28 protein-coding genes and 1 tRNA gene are annotated in these 26578 nt (G+C 71.4%); 19 read left to right on the top strand and 10 right to left on the bottom strand.

Translation table 11 applies throughout. The annotated features are described in order from the left end of the window. Positions 1-240: 240 nt before the first annotated feature. The 3 genes from LUZ64_RS27470 (at position 241) to LUZ64_RS27460 (ending at position 3336) form a co-directional block, all read left to right on the top strand. A complete protein-coding gene (locus LUZ64_RS27470) occupies positions 241-900 on the top strand; it encodes a SigE family RNA polymerase sigma factor (RefSeq protein ID WP_372472033.1) in 660 nt (219 codons plus the stop codon). After that, complete coding sequence (locus tag LUZ64_RS27465) at positions 897-2279, top strand: hypothetical protein (protein ID WP_095579649.1); 1383 nt, start codon at positions 897-899, stop codon at positions 2277-2279. The genes LUZ64_RS27470 and LUZ64_RS27465 overlap by 4 nt, the downstream gene beginning before the upstream one ends. Positions 2280-2454: 175 nt before the next feature. Further along, positions 2455-3336 (top strand): SURF1 family protein, encoded by an 882-nt coding sequence (locus LUZ64_RS27460; protein WP_095579650.1) that lies wholly within the window; start codon positions 2455-2457, stop codon positions 3334-3336. A 299-nt stretch (positions 3337-3635) separates the two neighbouring features. Here LUZ64_RS27460 and LUZ64_RS27455 read toward each other — a convergent pair whose 3' ends face one another. Next, positions 3636-5513, bottom strand: coding sequence for a S9 family peptidase (locus LUZ64_RS27455; protein WP_095583986.1), 1878 nt, complete (start codon positions 5511-5513; stop codon positions 3636-3638). A gap of 293 nt (positions 5514-5806) precedes the next feature. Between LUZ64_RS27455 and LUZ64_RS27450 the strand changes: the two genes are divergently transcribed. Further along, positions 5807-6955, top strand: a complete 1149-nt coding sequence (locus tag LUZ64_RS27450; protein WP_095583987.1) for a PDDEXK family nuclease — start codon at positions 5807-5809, stop codon at positions 6953-6955. Positions 6956-7190: 235 nt separating this feature from the next. On the opposite strand, the gene LUZ64_RS27445 is transcribed toward LUZ64_RS27450, so the two are convergent. From LUZ64_RS27445 to LUZ64_RS27435, 3 genes are all read right to left on the bottom strand, one after another. Further along, positions 7191-7264, bottom strand: a tRNA-Pro gene (locus LUZ64_RS27445). A gap of 46 nt (positions 7265-7310) precedes the next feature. Further along, complete coding sequence (locus LUZ64_RS27440) at positions 7311-8078, bottom strand: Pr6Pr family membrane protein (RefSeq protein WP_095583988.1); 768 nt, start codon at positions 8076-8078, stop codon at positions 7311-7313. Between the two features lie 187 nt (positions 8079-8265). Then, the gene (locus tag LUZ64_RS27435; RefSeq protein ID WP_095584038.1) at positions 8266-9192 is read right to left on the bottom strand and encodes a metallophosphoesterase; all 927 of its coding nucleotides are present in this window, start codon (positions 9190-9192) and stop codon (positions 8266-8268) included. Positions 9193-9370: 178 nt separating this feature from the next. Here LUZ64_RS27435 and LUZ64_RS27430 point away from each other — a divergent pair, with 178 nt between their 5' ends. Continuing rightward, positions 9371-9835, top strand: a complete 465-nt coding sequence (locus LUZ64_RS27430) for a GatB/YqeY domain-containing protein (RefSeq protein ID WP_095583989.1) — start codon at positions 9371-9373, stop codon at positions 9833-9835. A gap of 171 nt (positions 9836-10006) precedes the next feature. Here the strand turns inward: LUZ64_RS27430 and LUZ64_RS27425 are convergent, their stop codons facing one another. Continuing rightward, positions 10007-12193 (bottom strand): transglycosylase domain-containing protein, encoded by a 2187-nt coding sequence (locus LUZ64_RS27425; RefSeq protein WP_095583990.1) that lies wholly within the window; start codon positions 12191-12193, stop codon positions 10007-10009. Positions 12194-12578: 385 nt separating this feature from the next. Here LUZ64_RS27425 and LUZ64_RS27420 point away from each other — a divergent pair, with 385 nt between their 5' ends. Continuing rightward, positions 12579-12914: a WhiB family transcriptional regulator gene (locus tag LUZ64_RS27420; RefSeq protein ID WP_184743573.1), complete on the top strand. Its 336-nt coding sequence runs from the start codon at positions 12579-12581 to the stop codon at positions 12912-12914. Positions 12915-13139: 225 nt separating this feature from the next. On the opposite strand, the gene bagB is transcribed toward LUZ64_RS27420, so the two are convergent. Next, positions 13140-14687 carry an ATPase BagB gene (gene bagB / locus LUZ64_RS27415; protein ID WP_211305139.1) on the bottom strand — a complete coding sequence of 516 codons (1548 nt, stop codon included), beginning with the start codon at positions 14685-14687 and terminating at the stop codon, positions 13140-13142. Between the two features lie 2 nt (positions 14688-14689). After that, a complete protein-coding gene (gene bagA, locus LUZ64_RS27410; RefSeq protein WP_095583993.1) occupies positions 14690-15685 on the bottom strand; it encodes an ATPase BagA in 996 nt (331 codons plus the stop codon). Positions 15686-15757: 72 nt separating this feature from the next. Here bagA and sp36 point away from each other — a divergent pair, with 72 nt between their 5' ends. From sp36 to LUZ64_RS27390, 4 genes are all read left to right on the top strand, one after another. After that, complete coding sequence (gene sp36 / locus LUZ64_RS27405) at positions 15758-15916, top strand: Sp36 family protein (RefSeq protein ID WP_003967454.1); 159 nt, start codon at positions 15758-15760, stop codon at positions 15914-15916. Next, on the top strand, positions 15913-16377 hold the full coding sequence (locus tag LUZ64_RS27400) for a RidA family protein (RefSeq protein WP_095583994.1): 465 nt from the start codon (positions 15913-15915) through the stop codon (positions 16375-16377). Before sp36 ends, LUZ64_RS27400 begins: the two co-directional genes overlap by 4 nt. A gap of 68 nt (positions 16378-16445) precedes the next feature. Beyond that, on the top strand, positions 16446-17339 hold the full coding sequence (locus tag LUZ64_RS27395) for an NUDIX hydrolase (RefSeq protein WP_095583995.1): 894 nt from the start codon (positions 16446-16448) through the stop codon (positions 17337-17339). Then, on the top strand, positions 17336-18166 hold the full coding sequence (locus LUZ64_RS27390; RefSeq protein WP_095583996.1) for an MBL fold metallo-hydrolase: 831 nt from the start codon (positions 17336-17338) through the stop codon (positions 18164-18166). Before LUZ64_RS27395 ends, LUZ64_RS27390 begins: the two co-directional genes overlap by 4 nt. Before the next feature lie 143 nt (positions 18167-18309). On the opposite strand, the gene LUZ64_RS27385 is transcribed toward LUZ64_RS27390, so the two are convergent. Both LUZ64_RS27385 and LUZ64_RS27380 read right to left on the bottom strand, forming a co-directional pair. Then, entirely contained in the window at positions 18310-18705 is a 396-nt protein-coding gene (locus LUZ64_RS27385) for a hypothetical protein (RefSeq protein ID WP_143593406.1), read from the bottom strand. A 20-nt stretch (positions 18706-18725) separates the two neighbouring features. Then, positions 18726-19166, bottom strand: a complete 441-nt coding sequence (locus tag LUZ64_RS27380; protein WP_087927028.1) for a helix-turn-helix domain-containing protein — start codon at positions 19164-19166, stop codon at positions 18726-18728. A gap of 450 nt (positions 19167-19616) precedes the next feature. Here LUZ64_RS27380 and LUZ64_RS27375 point away from each other — a divergent pair, with 450 nt between their 5' ends. From LUZ64_RS27375 to LUZ64_RS27350, 6 genes are all read left to right on the top strand, one after another. Then, positions 19617-20270 (top strand): hypothetical protein, encoded by a 654-nt coding sequence (locus LUZ64_RS27375; protein ID WP_211305138.1) that lies wholly within the window; start codon positions 19617-19619, stop codon positions 20268-20270. Beyond that, complete coding sequence (locus tag LUZ64_RS27370) at positions 20267-20458, top strand: helix-turn-helix domain-containing protein (RefSeq protein ID WP_095583998.1); 192 nt, start codon at positions 20267-20269, stop codon at positions 20456-20458. Before LUZ64_RS27375 ends, LUZ64_RS27370 begins: the two co-directional genes overlap by 4 nt. A gap of 472 nt (positions 20459-20930) precedes the next feature. Beyond that, entirely contained in the window at positions 20931-21338 is a 408-nt protein-coding gene (locus LUZ64_RS27365) for a hypothetical protein (RefSeq protein WP_095583999.1), read from the top strand. A gap of 149 nt (positions 21339-21487) precedes the next feature. After that, positions 21488-22069 carry a phage tail tube protein gene (locus LUZ64_RS27360; protein WP_095584000.1) on the top strand — a complete coding sequence of 194 codons (582 nt, stop codon included), beginning with the start codon at positions 21488-21490 and terminating at the stop codon, positions 22067-22069. 96 nt (positions 22070-22165) lie between these two features. Beyond that, positions 22166-22456: a hypothetical protein gene (locus tag LUZ64_RS27355; protein ID WP_095584001.1), complete on the top strand. Its 291-nt coding sequence runs from the start codon at positions 22166-22168 to the stop codon at positions 22454-22456. A 116-nt stretch (positions 22457-22572) separates the two neighbouring features. Further along, a complete protein-coding gene (locus tag LUZ64_RS27350; protein ID WP_095584002.1) occupies positions 22573-22893 on the top strand; it encodes a hypothetical protein in 321 nt (106 codons plus the stop codon). A gap of 36 nt (positions 22894-22929) precedes the next feature. Here the strand turns inward: LUZ64_RS27350 and LUZ64_RS27345 are convergent, their stop codons facing one another. Beyond that, a complete protein-coding gene (locus LUZ64_RS27345; RefSeq protein ID WP_095584003.1) occupies positions 22930-23331 on the bottom strand; it encodes a DUF3592 domain-containing protein in 402 nt (133 codons plus the stop codon). A 117-nt stretch (positions 23332-23448) separates the two neighbouring features. Here LUZ64_RS27345 and LUZ64_RS27340 point away from each other — a divergent pair, with 117 nt between their 5' ends. The 3 genes from LUZ64_RS27340 to LUZ64_RS27330 all read left to right on the top strand — a co-directional run bounded on the left by LUZ64_RS27340 (position 23449) and on the right by LUZ64_RS27330 (position 26564). Beyond that, a complete protein-coding gene (locus LUZ64_RS27340; protein ID WP_095584004.1) occupies positions 23449-24198 on the top strand; it encodes a hypothetical protein in 750 nt (249 codons plus the stop codon). Positions 24199-24256: 58 nt separating this feature from the next. After that, the gene (locus LUZ64_RS27335; RefSeq protein ID WP_095584005.1) at positions 24257-25327 is read left to right on the top strand and encodes a phage tail family protein; all 1071 of its coding nucleotides are present in this window, start codon (positions 24257-24259) and stop codon (positions 25325-25327) included. A 76-nt stretch (positions 25328-25403) separates the two neighbouring features. Continuing rightward, complete coding sequence (locus tag LUZ64_RS27330) at positions 25404-26564, top strand: hypothetical protein (RefSeq protein WP_095584006.1); 1161 nt, start codon at positions 25404-25406, stop codon at positions 26562-26564. The last annotated feature ends 14 nt before the right edge of the window (positions 26565-26578 follow it).

Raw genomic sequence — 26578 nt, 5'->3', positions numbered from 1 at the left:
CCTCTTGAGCTGGGCAGACGGTGTGTTCGACTATCACTATCCGCCCCTCGTAACCGACGGCCGGAACCGGTGACCGAGCACGGGGCGTCTTTGCTGCCGTCTCTTGCGGTGGTGCCAAAACCGGGGCATTGAGGAAGAGCTGGTACGCATGAGGGCATATGACGCATCGTCACGCGGCGCATCGTCAAACGGGGTGCCTCGCGCGTACAACCCTGATGGGGGGAAGCGTGTCCAACAGGCGTGGCAGAGGTCATCAGCATCGCAACCGTCCCGAGGCGTGGCAGCAGCGCAGTGCGCCCGCGTCCCCGCGCGTCGGGCGGCATGCCGGTGATCGCTCCCTGGCCGACCACCCGCCCCACCGCCCAGCTACCGCCCCAGCGTGGGGACGCTGACGAGGCGATGGCAGCGGGCACCACAGTCGACCACCTCACCGAGACCTACCGCGCCCACTACCGGTCGTTGCTCGGCCTCGCCGCGCTGCTCCTCGACGACACCGCCTCCTGCGAGGACGTCGTCCAGGAAGCCTTCATACGGGTGCACTCCGCGCGCAACCGCGTCCGGGACCCGGAAAAGACCCTGGCCTATTTGAGGCAGACTGTCGTCAATCTGTCCCGCTCCGCGCTGCGCCGTCGCATCCTCGGGCTGAAGCTGCTGTCCAAGCCGATGCCCGACATGGCGAGCGCCGAGGAGGGCGCGTACGAACAGCTGGAGCGAGACCAATTGATCACTGCGATGCGCGGACTGCAGCGCCGCCAGCGCGAGGTCCTCGTCCTCCGCTACTTCGCCGACATGACCGAGGCCCAGGTCGCCGAGACCCTGGGCCTCTCGCTCGGCTCGGTCAAGGCGTACGGCTCCCGCGGCATCGCGGCGCTGCGTGTCGCCATGGAGGCTCCGGCATGAACCAGCAGCACTCGGACGGCCGCCGTCCCGAGGACGGCTCGTCCGGCTCTTCCCGACCCCGCGTGCCGGGCCCCGCGGGGCTGCCGGACCCGTTCGGCACGGGCGACCCGGCGGGGCCTTCCGGTTCCGTCGAGGCGTCCGCCGACTCGTCGGCAGGTTCCTCGACCGACTCCTCGGCCGGTTTCTCGACCGACTCCCTGACCGGTTTCTCGGCCGACCCCTCGGCCGACGCGAGCTCCTCCGCTGACTCTTTCTCCGGATCCGCGGCTCTCTACGATCTGATCGGTCGTTCCGGCCCGTCCGGACTCGCCGGTCCCTCGGACGTCTCCGGCCCGTCCGGATTCACCGGCCCCTCGGACGCCTCCGGCCCGGGCGGTGTCGACGAGCAGGCGCTGCGGCGGCTGCTCCAGGGCGCCGTCGAGGAGCTGGAGCCGTCCCCCGACGCCCTGGAGCAGCTGCGGCGCGCGGTCCCGATGCGGCGCGCGCGCCGTCGGCAGGCCCTCATCGGCGCCGCGGCCGCGCTGATCCTCGGTGGTACGGCGCTGCCCGCGCTCCTGCACGTCGCCTCGACCGAGGACGCGGCCGACGAGCAGCGCACGACCACCGCCAGCAGTCAGCGCAACGAGGACGAGGGCGGCGAGGGCCGGGGCGACGGCCTCACCGGCTCCGGGGGCCCGGAGGAGAAGGACTCCGACAGCCAGGACTCCCCGGGCGAGGAGCGGAAGGAAGAGGGCCGGAAGGGCAACGAACCCAAGCCGTCGGGCACCCCGTCCAGCAGCCTGCCCGACCCCACCAACACCTTCGCCCCGGTCTCCCCGACCTGTGACCGCGACCAGCTCGGCCAAGGCGCCGGCACGGTCGGCGCCGCCGACCGGGACGGCCGCGTCTACGGCGCCTTCCGCGTCGTCAACGTCTCCCGCACCGTCTGTACGGTCGCGGGGCCCGGCACCGTCGCCGCCAGCGCGCGCGGCAGCGCGGAGCCCTCCCGGGTCTCCGTCGTGGACCACACCCAGGGCGACGCCGCGACGGGGCTGCCCAGCCCCGCGGTCGAGCCCAGCGAGGTGATCCTCCAGCCCGGCCAGGCGTACGAGGTGAAGTTCGCCTGGATACCCTCGGCCGACGGCGGGACGAACAGCTGCGCGAAGAACACCGGCCCCGCCACCCCCGCGCCCAGCCCGAGCGAGGCCCCGGCCGGCCGGGCCGCCGCCGAGCAGACGCCCGGCGTGTCCGAGAACACCCCTCCGCCCAAGCCGCCCGGGAGCGTCGTGGTCAGCCACACCCCGGACGTCGGCGAGCCCGCCATAGCGGACGCCAAGATCGACGACGCCTGCGCCGGAACGGTTTACCGCACGGGCCCCCTAGCAGTCCCCACGCGGTAGAACGCGGCAGCGGCGGGACCGCGCGTCCCGAGGCGAGCGGGCTCTCCACGTTCCAAGTGATGCGGCTTCCGGCTCCGGGCCGCGCGGTCGCACGCTCCCGGCCCTGAGGGGTGGGCGGGGCGGTAGGGAGCCGCCCGGTGCGGAGACCGCACGGAGGGGCCCGTACCGTGGTGGTGTGTATCGGTTCCTGCTGACTTCCCGCTGGTGGGCGATCAACGTCTTCGCCGTGCTGTCCATCCCCGTCTGCCTGTACATGGGCAGTTGGCAGCTCAGCCGTTTCGAAACGCGCGTCGACTCGCACCGCGAGCAGCAGACGCAGGCCGACGAGGCCAAGGCGGCCGCCGCCGAGCCGCTGCGTGAGCTGCTGCCGGTGAGCACCGAGACCTTCGGCCGCCGGGCCACCGCCACCGGCCGCTACGACGCCGGACACCAGCTGCTCGTCCCGAACCGCAGCCTGGACGACCGCCAGGGCTTCTACGTCCTGACGCCGCTGCGCACGGACGACGGCAAGGCCATCCCGGTCGTCCGCGGCTGGCTGCCGGGCGACGCCGACTCCAAGGCCGACACCGCCGCCGTCCCCGCCCCGCCGACGGGACAGGTCTCCGTCACCGGCTCCCTCCAGGCATCGGAGAGCCCCCGCTCCAAGGGCGTACGGTCGGCAGGCGGGCTGCCCGAGGGGCAGCTCGGCATCATCAGCGCGGCCTCTCTGGTCAACATCCTGCCGTACGAGGTGTACGACGCGTGGCTGACCACGCCCAAGGCGGAGGGCGCCCTGACCCCGGTGCCGCCGACGGCCGCCCCCAACAGCGGCCTGGACCTCAAGGCGTTCCAGAACCTCGGCTACACCGGCGAGTGGTTCGTCTTCGCGGGCTTCGTCCTCTTCATGTGGTTCCGGCTCTTCCGCCGGGAGGTCGAGGCGGCCAAGGACCTGGCCCTCGGCATCACCCCGGACCAGCCGGAGGACGCCAAGGCCCCGAAGGGCACCGAGGACGGGGAAGCCCCCGAGACGCCGGCGACCGAAGAGCCCAAGGCCGCGGAGAGCACCACGCGGCCGTAGAGGCTTGCCGGGGGCAGGGGCAGGGGCAGGGGCAGGGGCAGGGGCACGAGTGGACCGTGTCCAGGCCCCAGAGCACCCGCACCCGGACCCTGGGCCGAACGCAGCTCTTGGGCGGGACCAGCCGAGGCCGGGGACCTGGACAGGGCTGGAACCGGGACCGGGGCAGGGACCGGGCGGGAAACTTGGACCAGGGCAGAGCCGTCGGCCCGACGGGGCGCCGGCAGGCTGCCGGCTCCCGGCTCCCGGCTTCATGTCCTCACCCCTCCCAAGCCCCACCCCCGGCCGACCGGCCGACCGGTCTACTCCGACCGCTGTCCGACCCCCAGGTGCCGCTCCGCGAAGGCGATCTCCAGCCGGAGCTGCTTGACCCGCTCCTCCACCACCAGGGAGCCGTGCCCCGCGTCGTAGCGGTAGACCTCCATGGGGTGGTCGCGCTGCTCCAGCCGCTCGACGTAGTTCTCCACCTGCCGGATGGGACAGCGCGGGTCGTTCATCCCCGCCGAGATGTAGACCGGGGCGCGGACCTCGTCGACGTACGTCAGAGGTGACGACGCGGCGAAGCGCTCCGGCACCTCCTCCGGGGTGCCGCCCAGCAGCGTGCGGTCCAGTGCCTTCAGGGCCTCCATCTCGTCGTGGTAGGCCGTCACGTAGTCGGCCACGGGCACGGCCGCCAGGCCCAGCGCCCAGGCGTCCGGCTGGGTGCCCAGCCCCAGCAGCGTCAGATATCCGCCCCACGAGCCGCCGGCCAGGACCAGCCGCTCCGGGTCCGCGAGGCCGGAGGCGACGGCCCAGTCGCGGACCGCTGCGATGTCCTCCAGCTCGATCAGGCCGACGCGGTGCTTGAGGGCGTCGGTCCACGCCCTGCCGTAGCCGGTCGAGCCCCGGTAGTTGACGCGCACGACCGCGAAGCCGTGGTCCACCCAGGCGGCCGGGCCGGCGGCGAAGGCGTCGCTGTCGTGCCAGGTCGGGCCGCCGTGGATGTCGAAGACGGTCGGGAAGGGGCCCTCGCCCGCCGGCTTCTGCACCAGGGCGTGGACCTTGCCGCCCGGCCCGTCCACCCAGGCGTCGCTCACCGGCACCGAGTCGGGGGCCCGGCCCACGCCGCCGGGCGCCGGCGGCGGGTCCAGCACGACCTGGCCGGTCGTGGACCGCACGACGGGTGCCTTGGCGGCTGAGGACCACAGGAACTCGACCGACCCGTCCGGGCGCGCCAGCGCGCCGGAGACGGTGCCCTCCGGGGTCTCCACGCGGGAGAGGGTGCCGTCGGCCAGGTCGTACCGCCAGAGCTCGCTGCGGGCCTGGAAGCTGTGCTCGACCAGCAGTGCGGACGCGTCCGGGTACCAGTCGGCGTCCAGGTCGCCGGGCAGGTCGATGTCGAGGGCCGTCTCCTCGCCCGTCGCCGCGTCCCACAGCATGGGCTCCCAGCGGCCGCGCCGCTGGTGCCCGACGAGCAGCCGGGAGTCGCCGTCGACGGGGGCGAAGCCCATGGCGGCGAGGCCGAGCTCCTCGGTGCCGCCCCGGGTGTCGTCGAGCTCGGCGACCGTGGTGCCGTCCGCGCGGACGATGCGGATCGCCGAGTGCATGGCGTCGCCGTGCTCGGTGTGCTCGATGGCGATCAGGGTGCCGTCGTGGGAGAGGCCGCCGACGCCGGCTGACTCCTCGTGGCGGTAGATCTCCACGGGGGCGGCACCCGGGCGCGCGACGTGGACGGTCGAGCCGCCCTCGTCCGTGGACCGGCCGACGACCGCGGTGCCGTCCCGGCCCAGGTCCAGGCCGCCGGGGTAGGAGGGGGCGAGACCGGGCGTCGCCTGCTCGTCCGGTCCGCCGTGGAAGGGCTGGCGCATCCACACGCCGAACTCGTCGCCGTCCTTGTCGGAGAACCACCAGATCCATTCGCCGTCCGGCGACAGCAGCCCGCCCGTCGTGCCGTTCGGCCGGTCCGTCACCTGGCGCTGCTCGCCCGTCGCGCGGTCCCAGGCGTAGAGCTCGAAGGTGCCCGTCACGTTCGAGACGAACAGCGAGCGGTCCGGGGCGTCCTCCGCCCACTTCGGCAGCCCCACCCGCGGCGCCCGGAAGCGCTTCTCCCAGTCCGGCATGGCCTCACTCGCCGCGCGCGGCGCGCCCGCGCCGACCTCCGCGGCCCCGTCACTCAGCTTGGACCCGTTGCTCTCAGTCATGACCCCATTCTGCGCCGCCGGACCGACAACGTGTCGAGGAGCGCCCCAGCCTGTGGATAACTCCACCGCGAGCCGCGAGGGCGGCGAGCGCCACCGGCCCCGAGCGCCGGGCGGCCATGGGCCTGACTCCGTAGGAGACTTGGATACCGCCCCCGACGCCGCTGACCAGACCACCCACCGCCCAAACGGCGAGGACTGGGCGGATTCGCTGTTGTCAGGGGGCTTCCGCTATCAATCGATATGGAAGCAATCATGACCACGGTCGCGAGACCGTTCACGGGGCGGGGGAGTAAGTGACCGATCAGCCGGTATTCGTTCTGGGGAGCGAGCTGCAGGCTCTGGAGCCGGCCGGATTCGAGACCGAGGCAGAGTTCCAGGAGCTTCTCGCGCGTCATCCGCGGGTATTGGATTTCGGCTCGCTGTCCGACGGCCAGCCGTTGCGACTGGTACTGGTGGCGCGCGAGATGGGCGTTCCGACGAGCGCGGAGAACGGCCCGACTTACTGGCTGGACCACCTCTTCGTCGACGCCGACGGGGTGCCGACGCTCGTGGAGGTCAAGCGGGCGAACGATACGCGCATCCGACGCGAGGTGGTGGGGCAGATGCTCGACTACGCCGCGAACGGGGCGCGTTACTGGCCTGGGGCGTTGCTCCAGCGCTCTTTCGAGGAAACCTGCGTCGCGGACGGCCGGCCCCTGGAAGAGGCGTACGGGGAACTGCTCGGCGACCGCTCCCCGGAAGACTTCTGGTCGATGGTCGAGGAACGGCTGGCCGTCGGACAAATGCGGCTGCTGTTCGTCGCGGACAGAATCCCGCTGGAGCTGCGGGCGATCGTCGAATTCCTGAACCGGCAGATGCGGCAGACCGACGTATACGCGGTCGAGCTGACCCAGTACCGAGGAGCCGGAGACCTCCGCGTCCTCGTTCCCCGCATCCACGGGGAGATCGCCACGGTGGCGAAATCTCCCTCCGGCCGTCGCACCACGCAGAGGACCACACGTGCCGACATGGAGGAGGAAATGCAGAAGCGACTTGACCCGGCTGTGCTGAGGGCGGCGAGGGCGCTCCTGGATCACGCAACCGCCAGGGGGCGGCTGGAAGGCGGTACGGCCAAGTATCCGAGTATGTCCGTCTACTATCGCGTCGCCGGCCGACAGGTGCCGATCTGGACGCTGTCCCTGTACGCCAACCCCGCGAAGGATGAACTCTCCTTCAGCTTCGGATCGATCAACCATCACCTCAGCCTCAAGGGCGCGGCCGCCTTCGCGGATTCCCTACCGCCCGTTCCCGGCTTGGAACAGAAACTGGAGGCGCAACGGGAGAAGGGCTACAACGGCTGGCCCTCGGTCTCCCTGGCCGCCCTGGCGGCCGAGCCCAACGCTGTGGAGGGGATCCTGTCCGCGATCCAGCAGCTCATGGACGGCCAAGAGGCATCCGTTTGATCAGCGCGATGGCGCTGTGGGGCATGTTGCCGGAGCCCATGCTCAGGAATGTGCCCCAGGTCACCGGTAGCCGCCCTCGATGGGTGCCGGGAGCCTGCGGTAGCGGCAGGAGAGGGCGGAGCTCCGGCTCCGCCTTCCTTGATCCACTCCGCGCTCATTCCACAGGCATGCGGAAAAGCAGGTCAGGCCCGGTTTCTTCTCAGAGGAAACCGGGCCTGACCTGGTGTTTCAGCTGTCGGGGTGGCGGGATTTGAACCCACGACCTCTTCGTCCCGAACGAAGCGCGCTGCCAAGCTGCGCTACACCCCGATTGTTGCTTCAGGCCCTGCTCTCGCAGTCCCCGGCGCAACGAGCTCTACTTTAGCGGACCGGAGCCCAGAGGCGAAATCCGATTCCGGGGGCCGCGCAGGTGGGGGCGTACGCGGTCGAGGAAGACCAGGGCGAGGGCCAGTGCGTAGAAGGCCAGGCCGAAGACGACGGCGTTCACGGCGATGCCGCCGTAGCCCTGGAGATCGACGTCCAGGAAGGGGTACGGGTAGCGGCCTTCCGTCCCGGGGGTGAGGAGCGCGCCGCGGATCAGGGCGAACGGGAGGTAGAGGAGGGGGTAGGCCAGCCACTGCCAGGCGTGGCGCAGGAGGAAGCCGCCGGGCGCGGTGAGCACCAGCCAGTCGAAGGCGGCCGCGAGCGGGGTCACCGTGTGGAGGAGCTGGTTCGCGATCGATTCCAGGGGCGTGCGCTCGCTGGTCATGGAGAAGCCGCTGGAGTCGTTCGAGAGCACGAAATGGAAGACCAGGCCCGTGATGGAGATGAAGAGCAGCGCCGCGCCCGTGATCCGCGGGGACAGCGGCGGGCGCGCTGTCCAGGCGCGGTGGGCCGCCCAGGCGAAGGAGACCGCCACCAGGATGTTGGACTGGATCGTGAAGTAGCTGAAGAGCCTGCCGAGGTCGTCGGAGTCGATCGAGTCCAGGACGATGCCGGTGAGCGCGGCCAGGGCCACGAGGGCGCGGAAAGCGGCCGCGAAGGGGCGGCGGCCGGCCGGGACAGCCGGGGCGGCGGCCGTGGGAACGGCCGCCGTGTCGGGCGTGCTGTGCCGATTTGCGGTGGAGGAGGTCGGTTCGAGCATCCCTACACCGTACGGGTGGCTTCGGAAACCTTCCGGATCGGGATCTTTCGGATCAGGATCTTCCGGGCCGGGCCGGGACGGGGCATTCCGGCCGGGCCTCGCCGGGCGCTTCCCCGGGGACGCACTCGGCGAGGCTCCCCAGGTCAGCGCGCCCTTCCCCGTTCCGGAACCCTTTCGGCCCCCCGCCTCAGTCCCTCGGAACGAGAGTCAGGAGCGTCGACTCCGGCGGGCAGGCGAAGCGGACCGGGGTGTAGCGGTTGGTGCCGCAGCCGGCCGAGACGTGGAGGTAGGAGCGGTGGCCGCCGGCCTGGTGGGTGGAGAGGCCCTTGACCCGCTTGGTGTCGATGTCGCAGTTGGTGACCAGCGCCCCGTAGAAGGGGATGCAGAGCTGACCGCCGTGCGTGTGGCCCGCGAGGATCAAGGGGTAGCGGTCGGCGGTGAAGGCGTCGAGCACCCGGAGGTACGGGGCGTGCACGACGGCCAGGGAGAAGTCCGCGTCCTCCTGGGGGCCGCCGGTCACCTCCGCGTACCGGTCGCGCTTGATGTGGGGGTCGTCGAGCCCGGTGAGGGCGATGTCGTAGCCCTCGACCTTGAGGTTGCCCCGGGTGTTCGTGAGGTTGACCCAGCCCGCCGCGTCGAAGCCGTCGCGCAGCTCCTCCCAGGGGTTGTGGATCACGCCGACCGCCGGTGCGTTGCCGTTCAGCCCGTGCCGGCCGCTGGCCTTCTCGAAGAGGTAGCGGGCCGGGTTGCGCAGCTTCGGGCCGTAGTAGTCGTTCGAGCCGAAGACGTACGCGCCGGGGAACTCCATCAGCGGACCGAGCGCGTCCAGGGTCTCCGGCACGCCCTCGGGGTCGGAGAGGTTGTCGCCGGTGTTGATGACGAAGTCGGGGCGCAGACCGGCCAGCGACTGGAGCCAGCGCTGCTTCTTCCGCTGGCCGCCGACCATGTGGATGTCCGAGACCTGGAGCACCCGCAGCGGCCGCATCCCCCGCGGCAGCACGGGGACGGTGATCCGCCGGAGGCGGAAGGAACGGACCTCGAAGCCGGCGGCGTAGGCGATGCCTGCCGCGCCGGCCGCCGTGATTCCCAGGGGTACTCCGTATCGCGCGCGCATGGTGCCCATGGTCGCAGACCGCCGGGGCGCCGGTGACCCCGGTCCGCTTCCCCGGGCGGCCCGCGGGGCCCGGACGGGCCCCGACGGCAGGGGAGTTGTCCGCGCGACGGCGCGCCTGTCCCGGCGCACCGGCCGTTAATGCGGCGCATACCGCGTCCCGCAGTGCGAAGATTGCGGCATGACCACGCTCAAGTCCACGCTTCACGACGACCTCACGACCGCCATCAAGGCGCGTGACGAGCTGCGCTCCTCCACGCTCCGCCTCACGCTCTCCGCCATCGCCTACGAGGAGACCGCCGGCAAGACCTCTCGTGAGCTGTCCGACGAAGAGGTGCTGAAGGTGATCACGCGCGAGGCGAAGAAGCGCCGTGAGGCCGCCGAGGCGTTCGACAAGGGCGGTCGCGCCGAGTCCGCGGAGCGCGAGCGCGCCGAGGGCGAGATCCTCGCCACCTACCTGCCGCAGCAGATGTCGGACGAGGAGCTGGCCGCCGTCGTCGCGGAGGCCGTCGCCGAGGCCAAGGCCGGCGGTGCCGAGGGCCCGCGCGCCATGGGCGCCGTCATGAAGATCCTGAAGCCGAAGGTGGCCGGGCGTGCCGAGGGCGGCCGGATCTCCGCCGAGGTGAAGAAGCTCCTCGCCGGCTGACCCGGGAGCCGGGAGCCGGGAGCCGGGACCTGGGACCTGGGAGCCGGGACCCGGGCCTTCCGCAGACGAACAGATAAGAGGAGGGGCGCCCGGACCGTTCGGTCCGGGCGCCCCTCCTTATTTCTTACGCGCCGTGGGCCCCGGCGTCCTTACGCGCCGTGGGCCCGGCGGTCAGTTCCCGCCGACGATCCCCGGCCCGGGCGGCTGGTTCCGCTTGCCGCCGCCCTGCTTGTTGCCACCGGCGCCCGGCTTGCCCCGGCCACGGCCCGGGCCCGCCTTCTCCGAACCCTGCCCGCGGTCCGCGTCCGCCACCGGCACGGTGTCGAAGGACGGCGCCGGCTTGCCCTCCAGCGCGCCCGCCATGGCGTCACGCCAGATCGGACCCGGGGTGTCACCGCCGTAGACCTTGTCGTGGTAGACGCCGCCGATGCTGATGTTCTCCATCTCGACGTCCTTACCGGGGCCGCCGACCCAGACCGCGCCGGCCATGTTCGGGGTGTAGCCGACGAACCAGGCGGCCTTACGGCCGTCCGTCGTGCCCGTCTTGCCCGCGCTGTCCCGGCCGCCGAGGCCGGCCTCCTTGCCCGTACCGTCCTCGACCACGCCCTTGAGCAGGGTGTTGACGGTGTCGGCGGTCTGCTCGGACATGGCGCGCGAGCACTGCGTCTTCGGCACGTTGATGCTCTTGCCGTTGGGGCCGGTCGCCGAGGTGATCAGGACCGGGGTGCAGTACTTGCCGCCGTTGGCGAACGCGGCGTAGGCGGAGGCCATCCGCAGCGGGGACATGCCCTGCGTGCCGAGGGCGATCGACGGCACCTGGTCCATCTTCTTGCCGGAGGCGGGCTTGAGGCCCAGCTTCGACGCCATCTTGGTCACCGGGCAGGTGCCGGTGTCGCCGATCATCTGGATGAAGTAGGTGTTGACCGACTTCGCCGTGGCCTCCCGCATCCCGTACGGGCCGACCTCGCTCCGGTTCTCGTTGTTGACCATCTCCCCGCCGCCGTTGCGCCAGGTGCCGTTGCACGTCTCGACCTCGTCCGGATAGGCCATCCGGAAGGGGGAGGAGTAAGTCTTGTTCGGCGAGAAACCCTCCTCCAGGGCGGCCGCCGCGAGGATCGGCTTGAAGGTCGAACCGGTCTGGAATCCGTAGTTCGACCCGCCCTGGGCGTGGTCGGCGGAGAAGTTGATCTGCGTCTGGTTCTCACCGAAGCCGTACGGGCGGGACTGCCCCATACCGAGCACCTTGCCGGAGCCGGGCTCGACGATCGATACCGCGGTGGCCACCGAATCGTTCTGGTAGACGTGATCGCTGATCGACTTCTGCACCGACTTCTGGGTCTGCGGGTCCAGGGTCGTGCGGATCGTCATGCCGCCTTCGTTCCACCGCTTGGCACGCGCCTCCTTGGTCTTGCCGAAGACGGGGTCCTGGAGGAAGGTCTCACGGACGTAGTCGCAGAAGAAGCCCGCGCCGTCGACGGCCGTGATGCAGCCGCTCTTCGGTCGGGTGATCTTGAGCTTCAGCGGCTTGGCCTGGGCGGCGGCGGCCTCGGCCGGCGTGATGTTCTTCAGGTCGGCCATGCGCTGGAGCACGGTGTTGCGGCGCTTGGTGGCTTCCTTGGGAGCGTTCACGGGGTCGAAGCGGCTCGGCGACTGGACGATGCCGGCCAGCAGCGCGGACTCCTCCAGCGTGAGGTCCTTGGCGCGCTTGCTGAAGTAGCGCTGCGCGGCGGCCTCCACCCCGTAGGACTGCTGTCCGAAGAAGGTGATGTTCAGGTAGTTGTTGAGGATTCTCTTCTTGCCCAGCTCCTTCTCGACCTGGATGGCGTACTTCAGCTCCTTGACCTTCCGGCCGAGGGTCTGCTGGGTGGCGACGGCGACCTTGTCGGGGTCGTCGCCCGCCTCCTCCACGAAGATGTTCTTCACGTACTGCTGGGTGAGGGTGGACGCGCCCTCGGAGACGCCGCCGGACTGGGCGTTCTTGTTGACGGCGCGGAGTACGCCCTTGAGGTCGACCGCCCCGTGCTCGTAGAACCGCGCGTCCTCGATGGCGACGATCGCCTGCTGCATATAGGGGGAGATCTCGTTCAGGGGCACGACCGTGCGGTCACGGGAGTACACCTTGGCGATCTCGCCGCCCTGGGCGTCGAGGATGATGGTGCGCTGACTGAGCGGTGGGGTCTTGAGGCTGGCGGGGATCTCGTCGAACCCTTCGACGGACTCCTTCGCCACGAGCCCGAAGGCACCGACCGCAGGCAGGGCCAGCCCCGCCAGAACCGCTCCGGAGAGCACGCTGACACCGAGGAATTTCGCGGCCTGCCGGGTCTTGCTGTGACCCTCGCCCGAGCGCTTCTTAGCCATGGGGGGAAGCCTACGTTCTCATTCGGCGGACAGACGCCCGTGTGTTCGCCTACGCTGTTTCACGCCAGTCACTGCGGTGCCATTCGGCACCACCTTCGACCTCACTCTTGTGAGTGATGAGACGTGTCCGTATTGCCGTCTGTGTCACCCCATGCCCGCCGTGGTGAGAGTGAACTGCCCCGATATGCAGGGGTTGGTCGGTGATGTCGCCACGTCACTCCGTTGGGTGATCTGCCGCATACGCATAGTCCGTTCGGGCCATCCAAGATTGGGCCCGAAGGGGGTGTTGCCCCCTGTCCGCCTTCCGTAACGTCCTCAACTGGCAACGGTGAATATGCCGCTGCCGCCGTGGGGGAGCCTCGATTCGGGAGAGGACGGCGCCAGCATGGGCTGGGTAACCGACTGGAGTGCGCAGGCAGCCTGCCGCACTACCGATCCGGATGAACTATTCGTTCAGGGCGCAGCGCAGAACCGGGCCAAGGCGGTATGCACCGGGTGCCCGGTGCGCACCGAGTGCCTCGCGGACGCGCTGGACAACCGCGTGGAGTTCGGTGTGTGGGGCGGTATGACGGAGCGTGAGCGACGCGCGCTGCTCAGGCGCCGCCCGACGGTGACCTCCTGGCGCAGGCTCCTGGAGACCGCCCGCACGGAATACGAGCGGGGCGCCGGCATTCTGCCGCTGGGCGACGAGGAGTACGGCGCGTACGCCGCGGTCGGCTGACCGGGCCCGTCGGCCGGGCCTCGGGCCGGATGGCCTTCCGGGCGGGCGGTGCGGATCGGCGAGGCCGGTTCGGATCGGCTCCGTGCGCGGTGGCGCCGTCCGATGTCGTTGTTCCAATGCCGCTGTTCCGATGCCACTGTCCTGGCGTCGCTGTCCTGGTGCCACGCTTCTGATGTCGCTCCGGCAACGCGGCCTGACGACACGGCCCGTCGACACCGCCCGGCATCACTGCCCGGCATCACCGTCCGACGTGCCCACGGCGTCGCCGGTGACCTCTGTGGCGGCTCCGGTCGTGCCGGAGTGCGCGACGGCGCCCTCCACGGTCGCGGCAGCGGGCTGGGCGGCCAGCAGTTCGCCGATCGCCCGCAGTCCCGCCAGGTCGTGCACATCACCCGGCAGGGCGGTGACCTCCGCCACCGCGACCTCGGGGTGCAGCGCGGTGAAACGGTCACGCGTGCGGCGCTCGCGTGCGAGCACCCGCATCCGCTCGGCGTGCAGCCGGAGCAGACCGGCGGTCAGCCGTGCGGTGGAGTCTCCTGGTGAGGCGGGCTGGGGGAGGCCCCTGCTCTCAGGAGTGCTTTCGGGAGTGCCCTCGGAAGGGTGCGGGACCGTGGGAGTGCCGGTACCCGGGGCGTCAACGGTACGTGAGCCAGCTTGCCCGCTGTCACGATCCACAATGCCGCCACCGTCAAGATTTTCTGACGTATCCGATGTACGCCTCGTATCCCCCGAGGTCGTCGCCTCCCCGGCCCCGCCCGCCCCTTCTCCCGGGGGCGCCGAGGGGGCCGGGACGGTGGCCGAGGGCTGCCCTCCGGCACCGTCCAGCAGCGCCTCCGCGGCGGCCAGCGCCCGGTCCGCGGGGAGCCGGGCGGCCCCGCTGCCGTGCACCCGGTTGAGCACCAGCCCCGCCAGTGGCATCCGCTCCGCGGCCAGCCGCTCCACGAAGTACGCCGCCTCGCGCAGGGCGTCCCGCTCCGGCGCCGCGACGACGAGGAAGGCCGTCCCGGGGGCCTGGAGCAACCGGTACGTGGCGTCGGCGCGGGTACGGAATCCGCCGAACATGGTGTCCATCGCCGCCACGAAGGTCTGTACGTCACGCAGCAGCTGGGCCCCCATCAGTTTGTTCAGGGGACCACTCATCACGGACATGCCGACGCCCAGGAATTTCATCCCCGCCCGGCCGCCGAGCTTCGCGGGTGCCATCAGCACCTTGATGAACTTGCCGTCCAGGAAGGACCCCAGGCGCCCCGGCGCGTCCAGGAAGTCGAGCGCGGAGCGGCTCGGCGGGGTGTCCACGACGATCAGGTCCCACTCGTCGCGGGCGCGGAGCTGGCCGAGCTTCTCCATGGCCATGTACTCCTGTGTGCCCGCGAAGCCGGCCGACAGGGACTGGTAGAAGGGGTTCTCCAGGATGGCGCGGGCGCGCTCCACGTCGGCGTGCGCTTCGACGATCTCGTCGAAGGTCCGCTTCATGTCGAGCATCATGGCGTACAGCTCGCCGCCCGCGGAGGTGTCCGTCCCGGGCACCCGGCGCGGCACGTTGTCGAGGGCGTCGATGCCTATCGACTGGGCGAGCCTGCGGGCCGGGTCGATGGTGAGGACGACGACCTTCCGCCCCCGCTCGGCCGCGCGGAGGCCGAGCGCCGCCGCGGTCGTGGTCTTGCCGACGCCGCCCGAGCCGCAGCACACCACGATGCGGGTGCGGGGGTTGTCCAGTACGGGGTCGATGTCGAGGACGGCCGCCTTGTCGAGGCCGTTCGCCTGGTCCGGCAGGGTCAACGCGCCACTCCTTGCTTCCGCAGTTCCCGTGCCATGCGGTAGAGCCCCGCCAGGTCCATGCCGTCGCCCAGGAGCTCAAGCTCGTACGTGGGCAGGCCGAGCCCGGCTATCTCGGTGCGGCCGCTGCGTTCCAGGGCCAGCCGCTCGGTGTGCTCGCGGGCCTGGGTCACCAGCGGGTCGACCAGCGACTCGGCGAGGCCCGGGTGCCGGTTGCCGCCGAGTCCCGTCCGCTCCAGGGCGTACCGGAGCGTCTCGGCGACCTCCGCGCGGGCGCCGTTCGCGGCGACCTCCACCGCGGCCTCGTCCAGGATCTCCGGGCGCACCATGTTGATCACGATGCCGCCCACCGGCAGCTGGGCCGCGCGCAGCTCGGCGATGCCGTCCACGGTCTCCTGGACCGGCATCTCCTCCAGGAGAGTCACCAAGTGCACTGCGGTCTCGGGCGACTTGAGTACCCGCATCACGGCCTGCGCCTGATTGTGGATGGGGCCGATCCGGGCCAGCCCGGCGACCTCGTCGTTGACGTTGAGGAAGCGCGTGATCCGGCCCGTGGGCGGCGCGTCCATGATCACGTGGTCGTAGACGAAACGGCCCGCTCGGTCCTTACGGCGGACGGCTTCGCACGCCTTGCCCGTAAGGAGGACGTCCCGCAGGCCCGGCGCGATGGTCGTCGCGAAGTCGATCGCGCCGAGCTTCTTGAGGGCGCGCCCGGCGCTGCCGAGCTTGTAGAACATCTGGAGGTAGTCGAGGAGGGCCCGCTCGGCGTCGATCGCCAGGGCGAACACCTCACCGCCGCCGCCCGGGGCGACCGCGATCCTGCGCTCCTCGTAGGGCAGCGCCTCGGTCTCGAAGAGCTGGGCGATGCCCTGCCGTCCTTCGACCTCGACCAGAAGGGTGCGTCTGCCCTCGGCGGCGAGGGCGAGCGCGAGGGCCGCGGCCACCGTGGTCTTACCGGTTCCGCCCTTGCCGCTGACGACATGGAGCCTGCTCATGAATCGGAGCCTAACCAGTCGCCGAGCGGGCTACGCACGAGGCTGCCGGTGTCAGGCATTACAGTCGGGCCCATGACCAAGTGGGAATACGCGACCGTGCCGCTCCTCGTGCACGCGACCAAGCAGATTCTGGACACCTGGGGCGAGGACGGCTGGGAGCTCGTCCAGGTCGTTCCGGGCCCGAACAACCCGGAGCAGCTGGTGGCCTACCTCAAGCGGGAGAAGGCGTGAGTGCCGTCGAGGCACGGCTGGCCGAGCTCGGCCTGACACTGCCGGACGTCGTGCCGCCGCTGGCCGCCTACCAGCCGGCCGTGCGCAGTGGCGCGTACGTCTACACGGCGGGCCAGCTGCCGATGGTCAAGGGTGCCATCCCCGTGACCGGCAAGGTCGGCGCCGAGGTCAGCGCCGAGCAGGCCAAGGAGCTCGCGGCGGTCTGCGCGCTCAACGGTCTGGCCGCGGTGAAGTCCGTCGTCGGCGACCTCGACAAGATCGTCCGCGTGGTGAAGGTCGTCGGCTTCGTCGCCTCCGCCGCGGACTTCACCGGCCAGCCCGGTGTCCTCAACGGCACGAGCGAGCTGCTGGGCGAGATCTTCGGCGAGAAGGGCGTGCACGCGCGCTCCGCCGTGGGCGTCGCGGTGCTGCCGCTGGACGCGCCGGTCGAGGTCGAGTTCCTGGTCGAGGTCCGGGACTGATCCTCCGAGGCGGCCGGTACGGGCCGGTTCCCCTCGAACATCCGCGCGTGAGCGCATAGCATCCGGCCATGTCGACTTCGAACGGCCAGTGGTACCCGCCGGAGTGGCCGGACCGGATCAGAGCGCTCACGAACGGTGAGCTCCAGCCCGCGGCGCCGCGCCGCGCGGCCACGGTGCTGCTGCTCCGTGACGGAGAGGGCGGCCCCGCCGTCCACATGCTGCGCAGACGCGCCTCCATGGCCTTCGCCGGAGGCGCGTACGCGTATCCGGGGGGTTCGGTCGACCCGCGGGACGCGCGCGACGTGCCCTGGGCCGGGCCTTCGCGCGAGCGGTGGGCCGCCCGCCTGGGCGTGGACGCCGCCGTGGCCCAGGCCATCGTCTGCGCCGCCGTCCGGGAGACCTTCGAGGAGGCCGGCGTGCTGCTGGCCGGGCCCACGCCCGGCACCGTCGTCGCGGACACCACCGACGCCGGCTGGGAGGCCGACCGGGCCGCCCTGGTCAGCCGGGAGCTGGCCTTCGGCGACTTCCTCGACCGGCGCGGCCTGGTCCTGCGCAGCGACCTCCTCGGCGGCTGGGCCCGCTGGATCACCCCGGAGTTCGAGCCGCGCCGCTACGACACCTGGTTCTTCGTGGCCGCCCTCCCGGAGGGGCAGCGCACCCGCAACGCCTCCACGGAGGCCGATCGCGTCGAGTGGATCAGCCCGGCCGAGGCCGCCGCCGGTTACGACCGGGGCGACCTGCTGATGATGCCGCCGACCATCTCCACACTGCGGTCCCTCCTCCCTTACGGCTCGGTGGGGGAGGCCCTCGCCGCGGCGGGTGAGCGGGATCTCACGCCCGTACTCGCGCGAGCGCGCCTCGTCGAGGGCGAGATCGTGCTGAGCTGGCCCGGGCACGACGAATTCACCAAGCACGTGGCCGCCCACCACACCGTTCCGGGACCTTCGGAGGCCGACTCATGACATCCGCGACCGATCTCCCCGGCCGGCCCCGCGAGGGCGCGCCCGGCGGTCCCGCGACCGCCCGGGCGACCTGTGTGCTCGCGCCCAACCCGTCCGCGATGACGCTCGACGGCACCAACACCTGGATCGTCGCCGAACCCGACTCCGACCTCGCCGTCGTCATCGACCCCGGCCCGCTCGACGAGACCCACCTCCGGGCCGTCGTCGCCACCGCCGAGGCGGCGGGCAAGCGGGTGGCCCTCACCCTCCTCAGCCACGGCCACCCCGACCACTCGGACGGCGCGGCCCGCTTCGCGGAGCTCACCGGGACGCGGGTGCGGGCGCTGGACCCGGCGCTGCGTCTGGGGGGCGAGGGGCTCGGCGTGGGGGACGTGATCACCACCGGCGGCCTGGAGCTGCACGTCATCTCCACCCCCGGCCACACCGCGGACTCCCTGTGCTTCCACCTTCCCGCCGACCGGGCGCTGCTCACCGGCGACACGGTCCTGGGCCGGGGCACGACCGTCGTCGCCCATCCCGACGGGCGGCTCGGCGACTACCTGGACTCGCTGCGCCGGCTGCGGGCCCTCGTCGTCGAGGAGGGGGTGGAGCTGGTGCTGCCCGCCCACGGGCCCGTGCTGACCGACGCCCGGGGCGCCATCGACTACTACCTGGTCCACCGGGCGAAGCGGCTCGCGCAGGTGGAGACCGCCGTGGAGAGCGGCCACCGCACGCTGGCCGAGGTGGTCGCCCACGTCTACGCGGACGTCGACCGGTCCCTGTGGCCCGCGGCGGAGCTGTCCGTGCGGGCGCAGCTGGACTATCTGGGGGAGCACGGGCTGATCTGACGCCGTAAGACGCGAGGAAGCGCTGTTCCGGTCGGGGTGAGCCGTAAGGCGCGAGAAAGCGCCGTTCAGGTCGGAGTGAGCCGTAAGGCGCGAGGGCGCGCCGTTCCGTCCGGGGCGGCCCGTTCGTCCGAGGGCTCACCAGCTCATCCCGAGCGCTGGTCGCCCCCCGGCTTGCGCTTGCGGTGCGGCATCAGCGGCTCCTGGGCGCGCAGATCGCTGGCCCGGGGGGACGGAAGGGGGGAGTCGATGAGGGCGATGACATCCGCGAGCGTGGTGTGCTGCGGGTCGGCGCCGCCCTGCTCGGCCACATAGCGCATGGCGTCCTGCCAGCCCTGCGCGTAGCCCGATTCGCGGGCGCGCTCCAGCTCGTCGCGGGGGTAGACGCCGAGCTCGCCCTCGGTCGCGGCGCGGCCCATCTCCAGGAGTAGTCCGGCGAGTTCTCCGGAGTCGAGGGTGATGGGTCGGGGGCGGCCGGCGCCTGGCTCGTCCGGCCCGTCGGCGGGGCGGTGATGCTCCGATATCCCCTGATCTGTGCCCATGCGTGCCCCCTGCCTTCCCCTCAGCCGTGGCCTGCTGCCTTCCGTCGCTGAGCGTTCCCCTCCCCCGACGGCAGGAACGGTGCCGCCACTTGGAGGAAGAGCGCGCGCCTCTCATCGGGAATCCCGAGGAGTTCGGCGGCCTCCTCCAGAGTGATCCCCCGGCTGTCCGCTGCCCTGTTCTGAGCGTACGTCACGGGTAGCGGCAGATCGGCTTCCGTCAGTTTGCCGGACTTGATCAGCACGTCCCGCACGGGTACGTCCAGGGCCCGCGCCAGCCCGCGCATGGTGGCGAGGTCGGGCATGCTCTGTCGCTGCAACAGCCGGGTGACGGCCGCGCGGTGGACCCCGGCGTCGTCGGCGATCCTGGACCGGCCGCCGCCTCGGGGATGATCGATGTCGTAGCCGCGGGACCTCATCAGGCCCTCCATCCAGGCTGCGAACTCCTCCAGGGTGTCCTTCATCGCAAACCCGCTCCCTCCATCCGCGCACCAGACTAACGCGCGTGCGCGTGCGAAATGTGCGCGAGGGATCGCGGTGCCCTACGGCTCCAGGTGGGCTGTGGAGGCCCTGTGGAGAAAATTGTTGTTGCGCGCGTGCGCGCAACGTGGAAAAATTCATTCGAGCTCGCAAATATGTTCGAAGACTGTTCGGCAATTCTTCCCTGATCCCGCTCACTTCATCCACGTCATCCACCCTCCTTCGCCCCGGGTTCCTGCCCGGCGGCGCGCGCCCGGCTCCCTCCGGCCGCGCCGGCGGAAGGGGTCCAGCGTTGCGCGCCTGCAATTACCGCATTCACCACCGCACCATCCGAACGTCGAGCAGCGGCCACCGGCCGCGGACCTCGCGACCACCCGGTTCGGCGTCGTCCGCGGCGGCCCGCTCGAAAGCAACGGCCGTGAAGGGTCTCCGTCATGAACGAGATCAGCACCGCAGCTGTCCACACCCGCGTCTGGCTCGACCTGCTCGGGCGTCAGTTCCCCGAGCTGCTCGCCGAACTCGCCCCGGGCCGCACCGGCCCGCGCCCCTCGCGCACCCCGCGCGGCGGGCCCGCGGGCGGCGGCTCCGCGCCTCTGCGGCTCGACGTCTCCGACGCCATCAGGGACGTCACCGACGGCGTCATCGAGCTGGAGGAAGCCGTCCGCGAGCGCCTCGGCCAGGGCCGGCCCCGCAAGGCCCCGGTCCCCGAGCGGTTGCGCCGCATCGCCGGGCTGCTGGATGCCCCCGGCGTGGACGCCGTGCTCGCCGAGCACGTCCTGAGCGAGGCCCGGCGCATGTCCGGGCGCTGCGGCCGGGCGCTGGGCGAGGCGGAGCCGCTCTTCCGCGTGGACGGCCGCTGCCCCTTGTGCGACTCGGTGTCCCTGCGCCTCTTCCCGGCCCGGCAGGCCGTCCTGTGCGTCAACCCGGCCTGCCGGTGCGGGGACGCGGCCTGTGGCTGCGCGACCGGCGCGGAGCACCGGCACAGCTGGCCCGAGGAGGAATGGGCCGCGCTGACCGGGCGCGAGGGCGAGGAGCGCCCCGCCCTGCCCGCCGACACCCTGCGGGCCGCACTCGGGGCGGCGCGATGACCGCCGGGCTGCTGACGGCCGAGCCGGCCGCGCAGGAGGTGGGGGTGTCCACTGCGACCGTACGGAAGTGGGTCCAGCAGGGGCACCTGCGGGCCGTGGGGAAGCGCGGGCGGGCGCAGCTGTTCCGCCTGGAGGACATCTTCGCGGCCGAGCGGAACACCCGGCGCGCCCACGAACGTACGCGCTGACAGGAGAGCGCGCGAACGCACGCGCTGACAGAAAGGCGCGCGAACGCAGGCACTGACAGAAAGGCGCGCGAACGCACGCGTTGGCAGAGGGGCGCGCGAACGCAGGCACTGACAGAAAGGCGCGCGAACATGCGCGCTGGCAGAAGAACACAGGAGTAGTGAGGGGCCGTCCGCCCCTCCCGGCCCCCGTCGCATCGCTCGATGCGGCGGGGGCCTTTCGCTGTTCCGGGCATGCGCGCGGGGCGCGCCTGCGAGGCCGCCCGAAAATCCGCCCCCGGTTACTGGTTGCGCGCTCGCGCGTTCTCGTTCACACTTATCGCAGCGGCGGAGCTGTGCCCAACACCCTTGGGCGGCCCGCCGTTTCGCATGTGCGCGGCCTTCCGTCCGTACGCCCCCTCCCTCCATCCAGGCGTACGGGCGCCCCGCGTCAACCGCACCACCTCACCTCAACTCTCCGGTAAGGAGCACGCATGTGAGTGATGCCCCGATCGCCTTCCCCGACGTGGAACGCCTCGTCGTGGACCACCTGAAGAACCGGACCGAGCTCACCGGCGTCGTCGTCGACAACCGTCCGCCGGGCGGCTTCGACGGCACCCAGAAGGCCGTTCTGGTCTCCAGGACCGGCGGCGCGTGGGTCGACGACCGGCACCTCGACGAGCCGTTGGTCGACCTCGAGGTCTACGGGCCGGACAAGACCACCGCGCACGGCGTCGCCCTCGCCGCCCGCGCCGCGCTCCTCCAGGCGCGCGGTACGAGCTACGGCACGGCGTACGTCACCGACGTCGTCGAGGCGGACGGGCCGCGCTGGCTGCCCGACTACAACCGCCCGGCCGGTAACCGCTACCTCTCGACCGTGCGGCTGCTGATCCGTCTCGCCTGAGGCGGCCCGGCCCATCGTCCGAGGCGCCGCACACCCCCGATACGGGCCCTGCCGGAGACCGGCGGGGCCTTCGTCATGTCCATCACTCCGCCGGAACCGGCGGAATCGACAAAGCCGACAGAATCCGCAGAATCGACAGAGGAGTTCACATGGCAGGCAGCAAGGGTTCCGAGATCCGCGTGGCCGGCACCGGCCGCATCCTGGTCGCCGACCTCAACAAGCCGGCCCCGGCCACCATCGACGCCACCTGGGGTCCCGACTGGGTCGACCTGGGCTACACCACCACCGACGGCATCAAGTTCAACAAGAAGGACAAGATCGACCCGGTGGACACCTGGCAGTCGGTGAGCCCGGCGCGGTTCATCTTCTCCGACCGGGACCTGACCGTGAAGTTCCAGCTGCTCCAGATGAACAAGGACACGCTGTCGTTCTTCATGGGCGGCGACAAGGCCACGCCCCTGGCCGGCAGCCCGGCCCCGGCCGACCAGTTCAGCTTCGGCCTTCAGTCCTCGCCCAAGCAGGACGAGCGGCAGCTCGGCATCGAGTTCGTCGACGGTAAGGACATCACGTACCGGTTCGTCATCCCGCGCGGCCAGGTGACCGAGACCGAGGAGATCGCGCTGACCCGTACCGGCGCCATCAAGCTCGGTGTCACCTTCACCGCTCTGGCCGTCGAGGACGGCAAGACGCCGCTCGCCACGATCCTCATGAAGGACAAGGCGTACGCGTAACCCTCAGGACGCACCCGGTCGCCCGCCCCCGCCTCGGCGGGGGCGGGCGACCCTCCTACCCCCCCCTTACAGCCCTCCAGAGGAGTTGGACCCACCATGGCTTCCTTCGACGTCAACGCGGCACGCGCACAGCGCCTGGAGGCGCTCGGCCGCAGCTGGACCTTCCGGCTCGACGAGGACACCTTCGAGCTGCCGACCGAACTCACCCGGCAGACCGCGCGCGAGCTGCGCGACCTGGCCGACGACGACATCGACGGCCTGCTCGGGCTGCTGCTGGGCGGCGAGCAGTTCAGCCGCCTCGTCCGGCACGACCTGACGATGCAGGACATCTCCGCGATCCTGGAGGCGTACGGCAAGGAGACCGGGCTCGGCCTGGGGGAAGACTGAGCCTCGACGCGTTCGTCGACGAACACGCCGAGGCTCTGGAAGCCGATCTGCTCCGCCACTACGGGGTCGACGTTCTCGACTGGCACCGCGGCCGGCTCTCCGCGCGGCGGCTGTCGGTGCTGATCGCGCACCTGCCCCGGGACAGCTCGGTCAACCGGCGGCTGCACGGTGAGGCCGTCGAGTGGGGTGCCGCCGAGCACCTCCTCGCCGCGATCACCGACCACCTCGCCGCCGCGAACTGGATGACGTCGGTCATCAACGGTGACCCGGACGAGGAACGGCCGGACTATCCGGAACCCGTGCCGCGGCCGGGGGACGCCGAGGACGAGGACTTCCCGGGCCCGGACCAGGACCAGGAGCGGGAGCGGGAGCACGGGGATGCTGCCGTGCCCACCCGTGGGCCCTCACCGGGCGAACTGCGGCTGTTCTTCAGCTGACCGGCGGCCGGGTGCCCGTACGTTCCGTTCGCCCGGCTACAGCTCGTACAGCGCCCCCGCCCCGCCGAGCAGCAGCCCGGCCACGAGGACGGCCGTCGAGCAGGCCGTCACCACCGAGGCGAACGGGTGCCGCAGCCCGTCCTCGCTCTGGGCGACCGCCGGATCCGCGGGGTCGAAGACGACGGTGAAGGAATCGCCCACCCGGGGGGCGGGCCGGGGCGACGCGACCGTGGCTTCCACCTCCCGGGATCCACCGGGGGAGAAGCGGCAGGAGACGTAGACCGGCGTCGAGGAGTCCCGGTAGATGCGCTCCAGACAGACCGCCTCCCCCGTGACGCCCCTCTTCCTCAGCCGTCGGTCCTGGCGGCCGAAGACGAGAGTGATGACGGCTATCGGCGCGGAAGCGAGGAACAGGACGCCGCCCAGGACCAGAAGCACGTGTACTCCGCTCGCTCGGTGCGGATCCGAAGGCGTGATTCTAACCGCTCCAACCGTGGGCGGTAAGGAACGCGCCTATGTCCGTGCCGAGTTGGCGCTCCCCAAGAGGAGGCCGAAATGGACGACGACGAGATCAGGAAACTGCTCGCCGAGAAGGCCGACAAGCCTGACAAGGGCGGGTTTCTCCAGGAGGAGTCCCTCGGGAAAATCCTCGACGCCCGGGACGCGCAGAAGGAAAGGGAGGACAAGGCCAAGGAGGACGCCGCGAACGCGAAGTGGTTCGCGGACGCGGTCGGTTTCAAACCCTTCGAGATCACCGGCTGGAAGGGCGAGATCAACGGCCTGAACAACGCGGTCACCGCCCTCGCCGTCGAGGTGAAGGGCATCAGCGCCGGCTGGACCCCGATCAAGCTCGAGGCGCCCGCGATCATCAACCTCGAGGAAGCGATCATGAAGCGCTTCAACCTCGAGTACAACCGCTGGGGCCTGCTCACGCGAGGTGCCCCCGGGACCGGCGGTGGGGCCCCCGGCGCGCCGGGGCCGCGGGGACCTCAGGGCCCGCCGGGACCGCAAGGCCCGGAGGGGCGGAGAGGCCCGGACGGGCGGCGTGGCCAACAGGGCCAAAGGGGCGCCCGCGGTGAGGCGGGCGCTGCCGGTGAGCGCGGCCGCCAGGGCCGCGAGGGCCGCCAGGGTGCCCGGGGTCAGCGCGGAGAGCGGGGCCGCCGGCCCACCAACTCCGAACTCCGGACGCTCACCGAGTCCGCGCGAACCGCCGATACGGCCATCGCGGGGCTGACGTCCCGTGTGGCACAGCTCGAGTCGAACCTGACCGGCGGTGCCGGTGGCGGCCCCCAGGGCGGCAGCTGATGCGGCCGTACCCGGCGCCCAGCCCTAGAGGAACGGACGGCAGAGGAATGGACGGCACATGTCACTAGTACGGTCCCTCGGGAGGGCCACCGGCTCCCTCCGCGGATTCCGCACGGGCCTCTCCAACGCCGAGCGCGCCGCCAAGGACCTCGGCCAGAAGGCGGGCAGCGCGGGCACCGGCGTCGGACGGGTACGCACCGGTTCCCAGCAGGCGGCCCGCGAACTCAGAACGCTGCGGACGAACGCCGATCAGGCGGCCAGGTCCGTTTCCAAGGTCGGCAAGGAAGCCGGCACCAGCGGCGGCTCGATGGGGAAGTTCCAGGGTGGTCTCAGGAATGCCTCCGGGGGCATGAAGGGCCTCAACAAGGAGATGAAGGGCAATGTCATCGGCATGCTCCTCGGCCTCCTGGCCCCGCTGATCGAGAAGGTCGTCGCGATGGCGGCCAAGTCCCGGACCATGCAGCGGATCATGAAGACGGCCTTCGAGGTCGTCGGCAAGGTCATCGGCGCCGTCATGAAGGTCGTCGGGCCGCTGATGAGGGCCACGGGCCGGATCATCGGCACCGTCTGGAACGGCATCAGAAAGGCCATCGAGCCCGTCGCCAAATGGATCGGCGAGGCCATTCCCAAGGTGTTCAGAGGTGTCAAGGACGCGCTCTCCAACACCTGGAAGGGCCTGTCCGGCATCGCCCAGAAGGCATTCGACGGGATCAAGGGCGCGGTCAAGGGGCCGCTCAATGCCGTAATCGACCTCATCAACATGGCGATCGGCAAGCTCAACGGCATCAAGGTGTCGATCCCCGGCTGGGTGCCGCTCGTCGGCGGCAAGACGTTCGGCGTCAGCCTGCCGAAGATCCCGCGCCTGGCCGAGGGCGGCGTCGTCATGCCGCGCAGCGGCGGCGTGCCGACGATCATCGCCGAGGCGGGCGAGGCCGAGGCCGTGCTGCCGCTGTCCAAGCTGGACCGGCTGCTGGCCCGTACGGCCGCGCAGGCCCGCGCCACCGCGCGGGCGGCGGCGGCACAGGGCGGCGGCGACGGGTTCCGCATCGAGAACTACTACGCGGCGCGGGACAGCGACCCGCGCCGGACGGCCGCCGCGCTGATGTTCCTGGCCAAGGCCCGTGGCTGACCGGCCGCGAGTGCCCGCCCGGCGCGGGAGAGGCGCCGGGCGGGCACGGAGGAAGCGCTGAGAAAGGAGGACGACCATGGCAAGCGCTGTCGCGCTGATCGCCGGGTCCCGAGGGGCGTTCACCGGCTTCAGGAGCGCCCTCGGCCAGTCGGGCCAGGCGCTCGACGCGGTCCGCAGGGCGGTGGCCGCGGGCGGCCGGACCGTCGAGGGCGTCAAGCGCTCCCTCGACCAGGCCCGTCCCAGGGTCACGGAGTTCACCGGGGCGGCCGGCCGCGCGGCCGGCGCCGCCGGCGGCCTCGGGAGGGCGGCGGCCACCGCCGACCCGGCCCTGCGCAAGCTCAGAGCGGCCGGACGGGCCGCCGGCCGCCAGGCCAGGGATGTCAGGACGGCCGCCGGGCGGACCGCCGGCGACCTCTCCCGCGCGGGCAAGGGGGCCGCCACCGGCAACCGCTTCTCGCGGCTGATCGGCGGCGGGCTCAAGCTCGGCTCGGGGGCGATGAAGGCGATCAACGTCGCCATGAAGGCGAGCCCCTGGGGGCTGGTGATCGGCCTGCTCACCCCCTTCATCGAGCAACTGATCACCACGGCCCTGGAGTCGAAGACCGGGCAGAAGGTCATGTCCGTCCTCTTCGGCCTGGTGGAGAAGTACTTCGCGGCCTACGGCAGGCTCGTCGAGCTGTACGTCAAGGTGCTCACCGGCATCGTCTCCGCCGCCTGGAACGGGATCCGGAAGTCCGTCCAGCCCGCGCTCGACTGGATCACCAAGACCGTGCCCGGCGCCTTCGGCAAGGTCAAGGACGCCATGACGCGCACCCTGGGCGGGATCGGCGACTTCATGAAGAGCGCCGCGCAGACCGTCCTCGGCGTCATCAAGGGCCCCGTCAGCGGCATCATCTCCTTCGCCAACATGATCATCGACGGGCTGAACTCGATCAGCTTCTCGTTGTTCGGCAAGAAGTTCGGCGTCGACCTCCCCCGCATCCCCGAACTCGCCCACGGCGGCATCGTCCCCGCCCGGAAGGGCGGCCGGCCCGTGCTCGTCGCCGAGGCGGGCGAGGCCGAGGCCGTGCTGCCGCTGTCGAAGCTGGAGCGGCTGCTGGCCCGTACGGCCGCGCACGCGCGGGCCGCCCGGGGCGGCGGACGGACCCGGCGCATCGACCACTACCAAGAAGTCGCGCACAGAGGCCCTTACGGCACCGCGGAGGACCTGCTGTTCCTCGCGCGTGCCGGAGGGTGAGGAAGGCGGAATCC

The sequence above is a fragment of the Streptomyces albireticuli genome (assembly GCF_021228125.1).
GTDB classification, from domain to species: domain Bacteria; phylum Actinomycetota; class Actinomycetes; order Streptomycetales; family Streptomycetaceae; genus Streptomyces; species Streptomyces albireticuli.
Note: the sequence above shows the minus strand (reverse complement) of the source record. Positions and strands in the feature narration are given on the sequence as shown.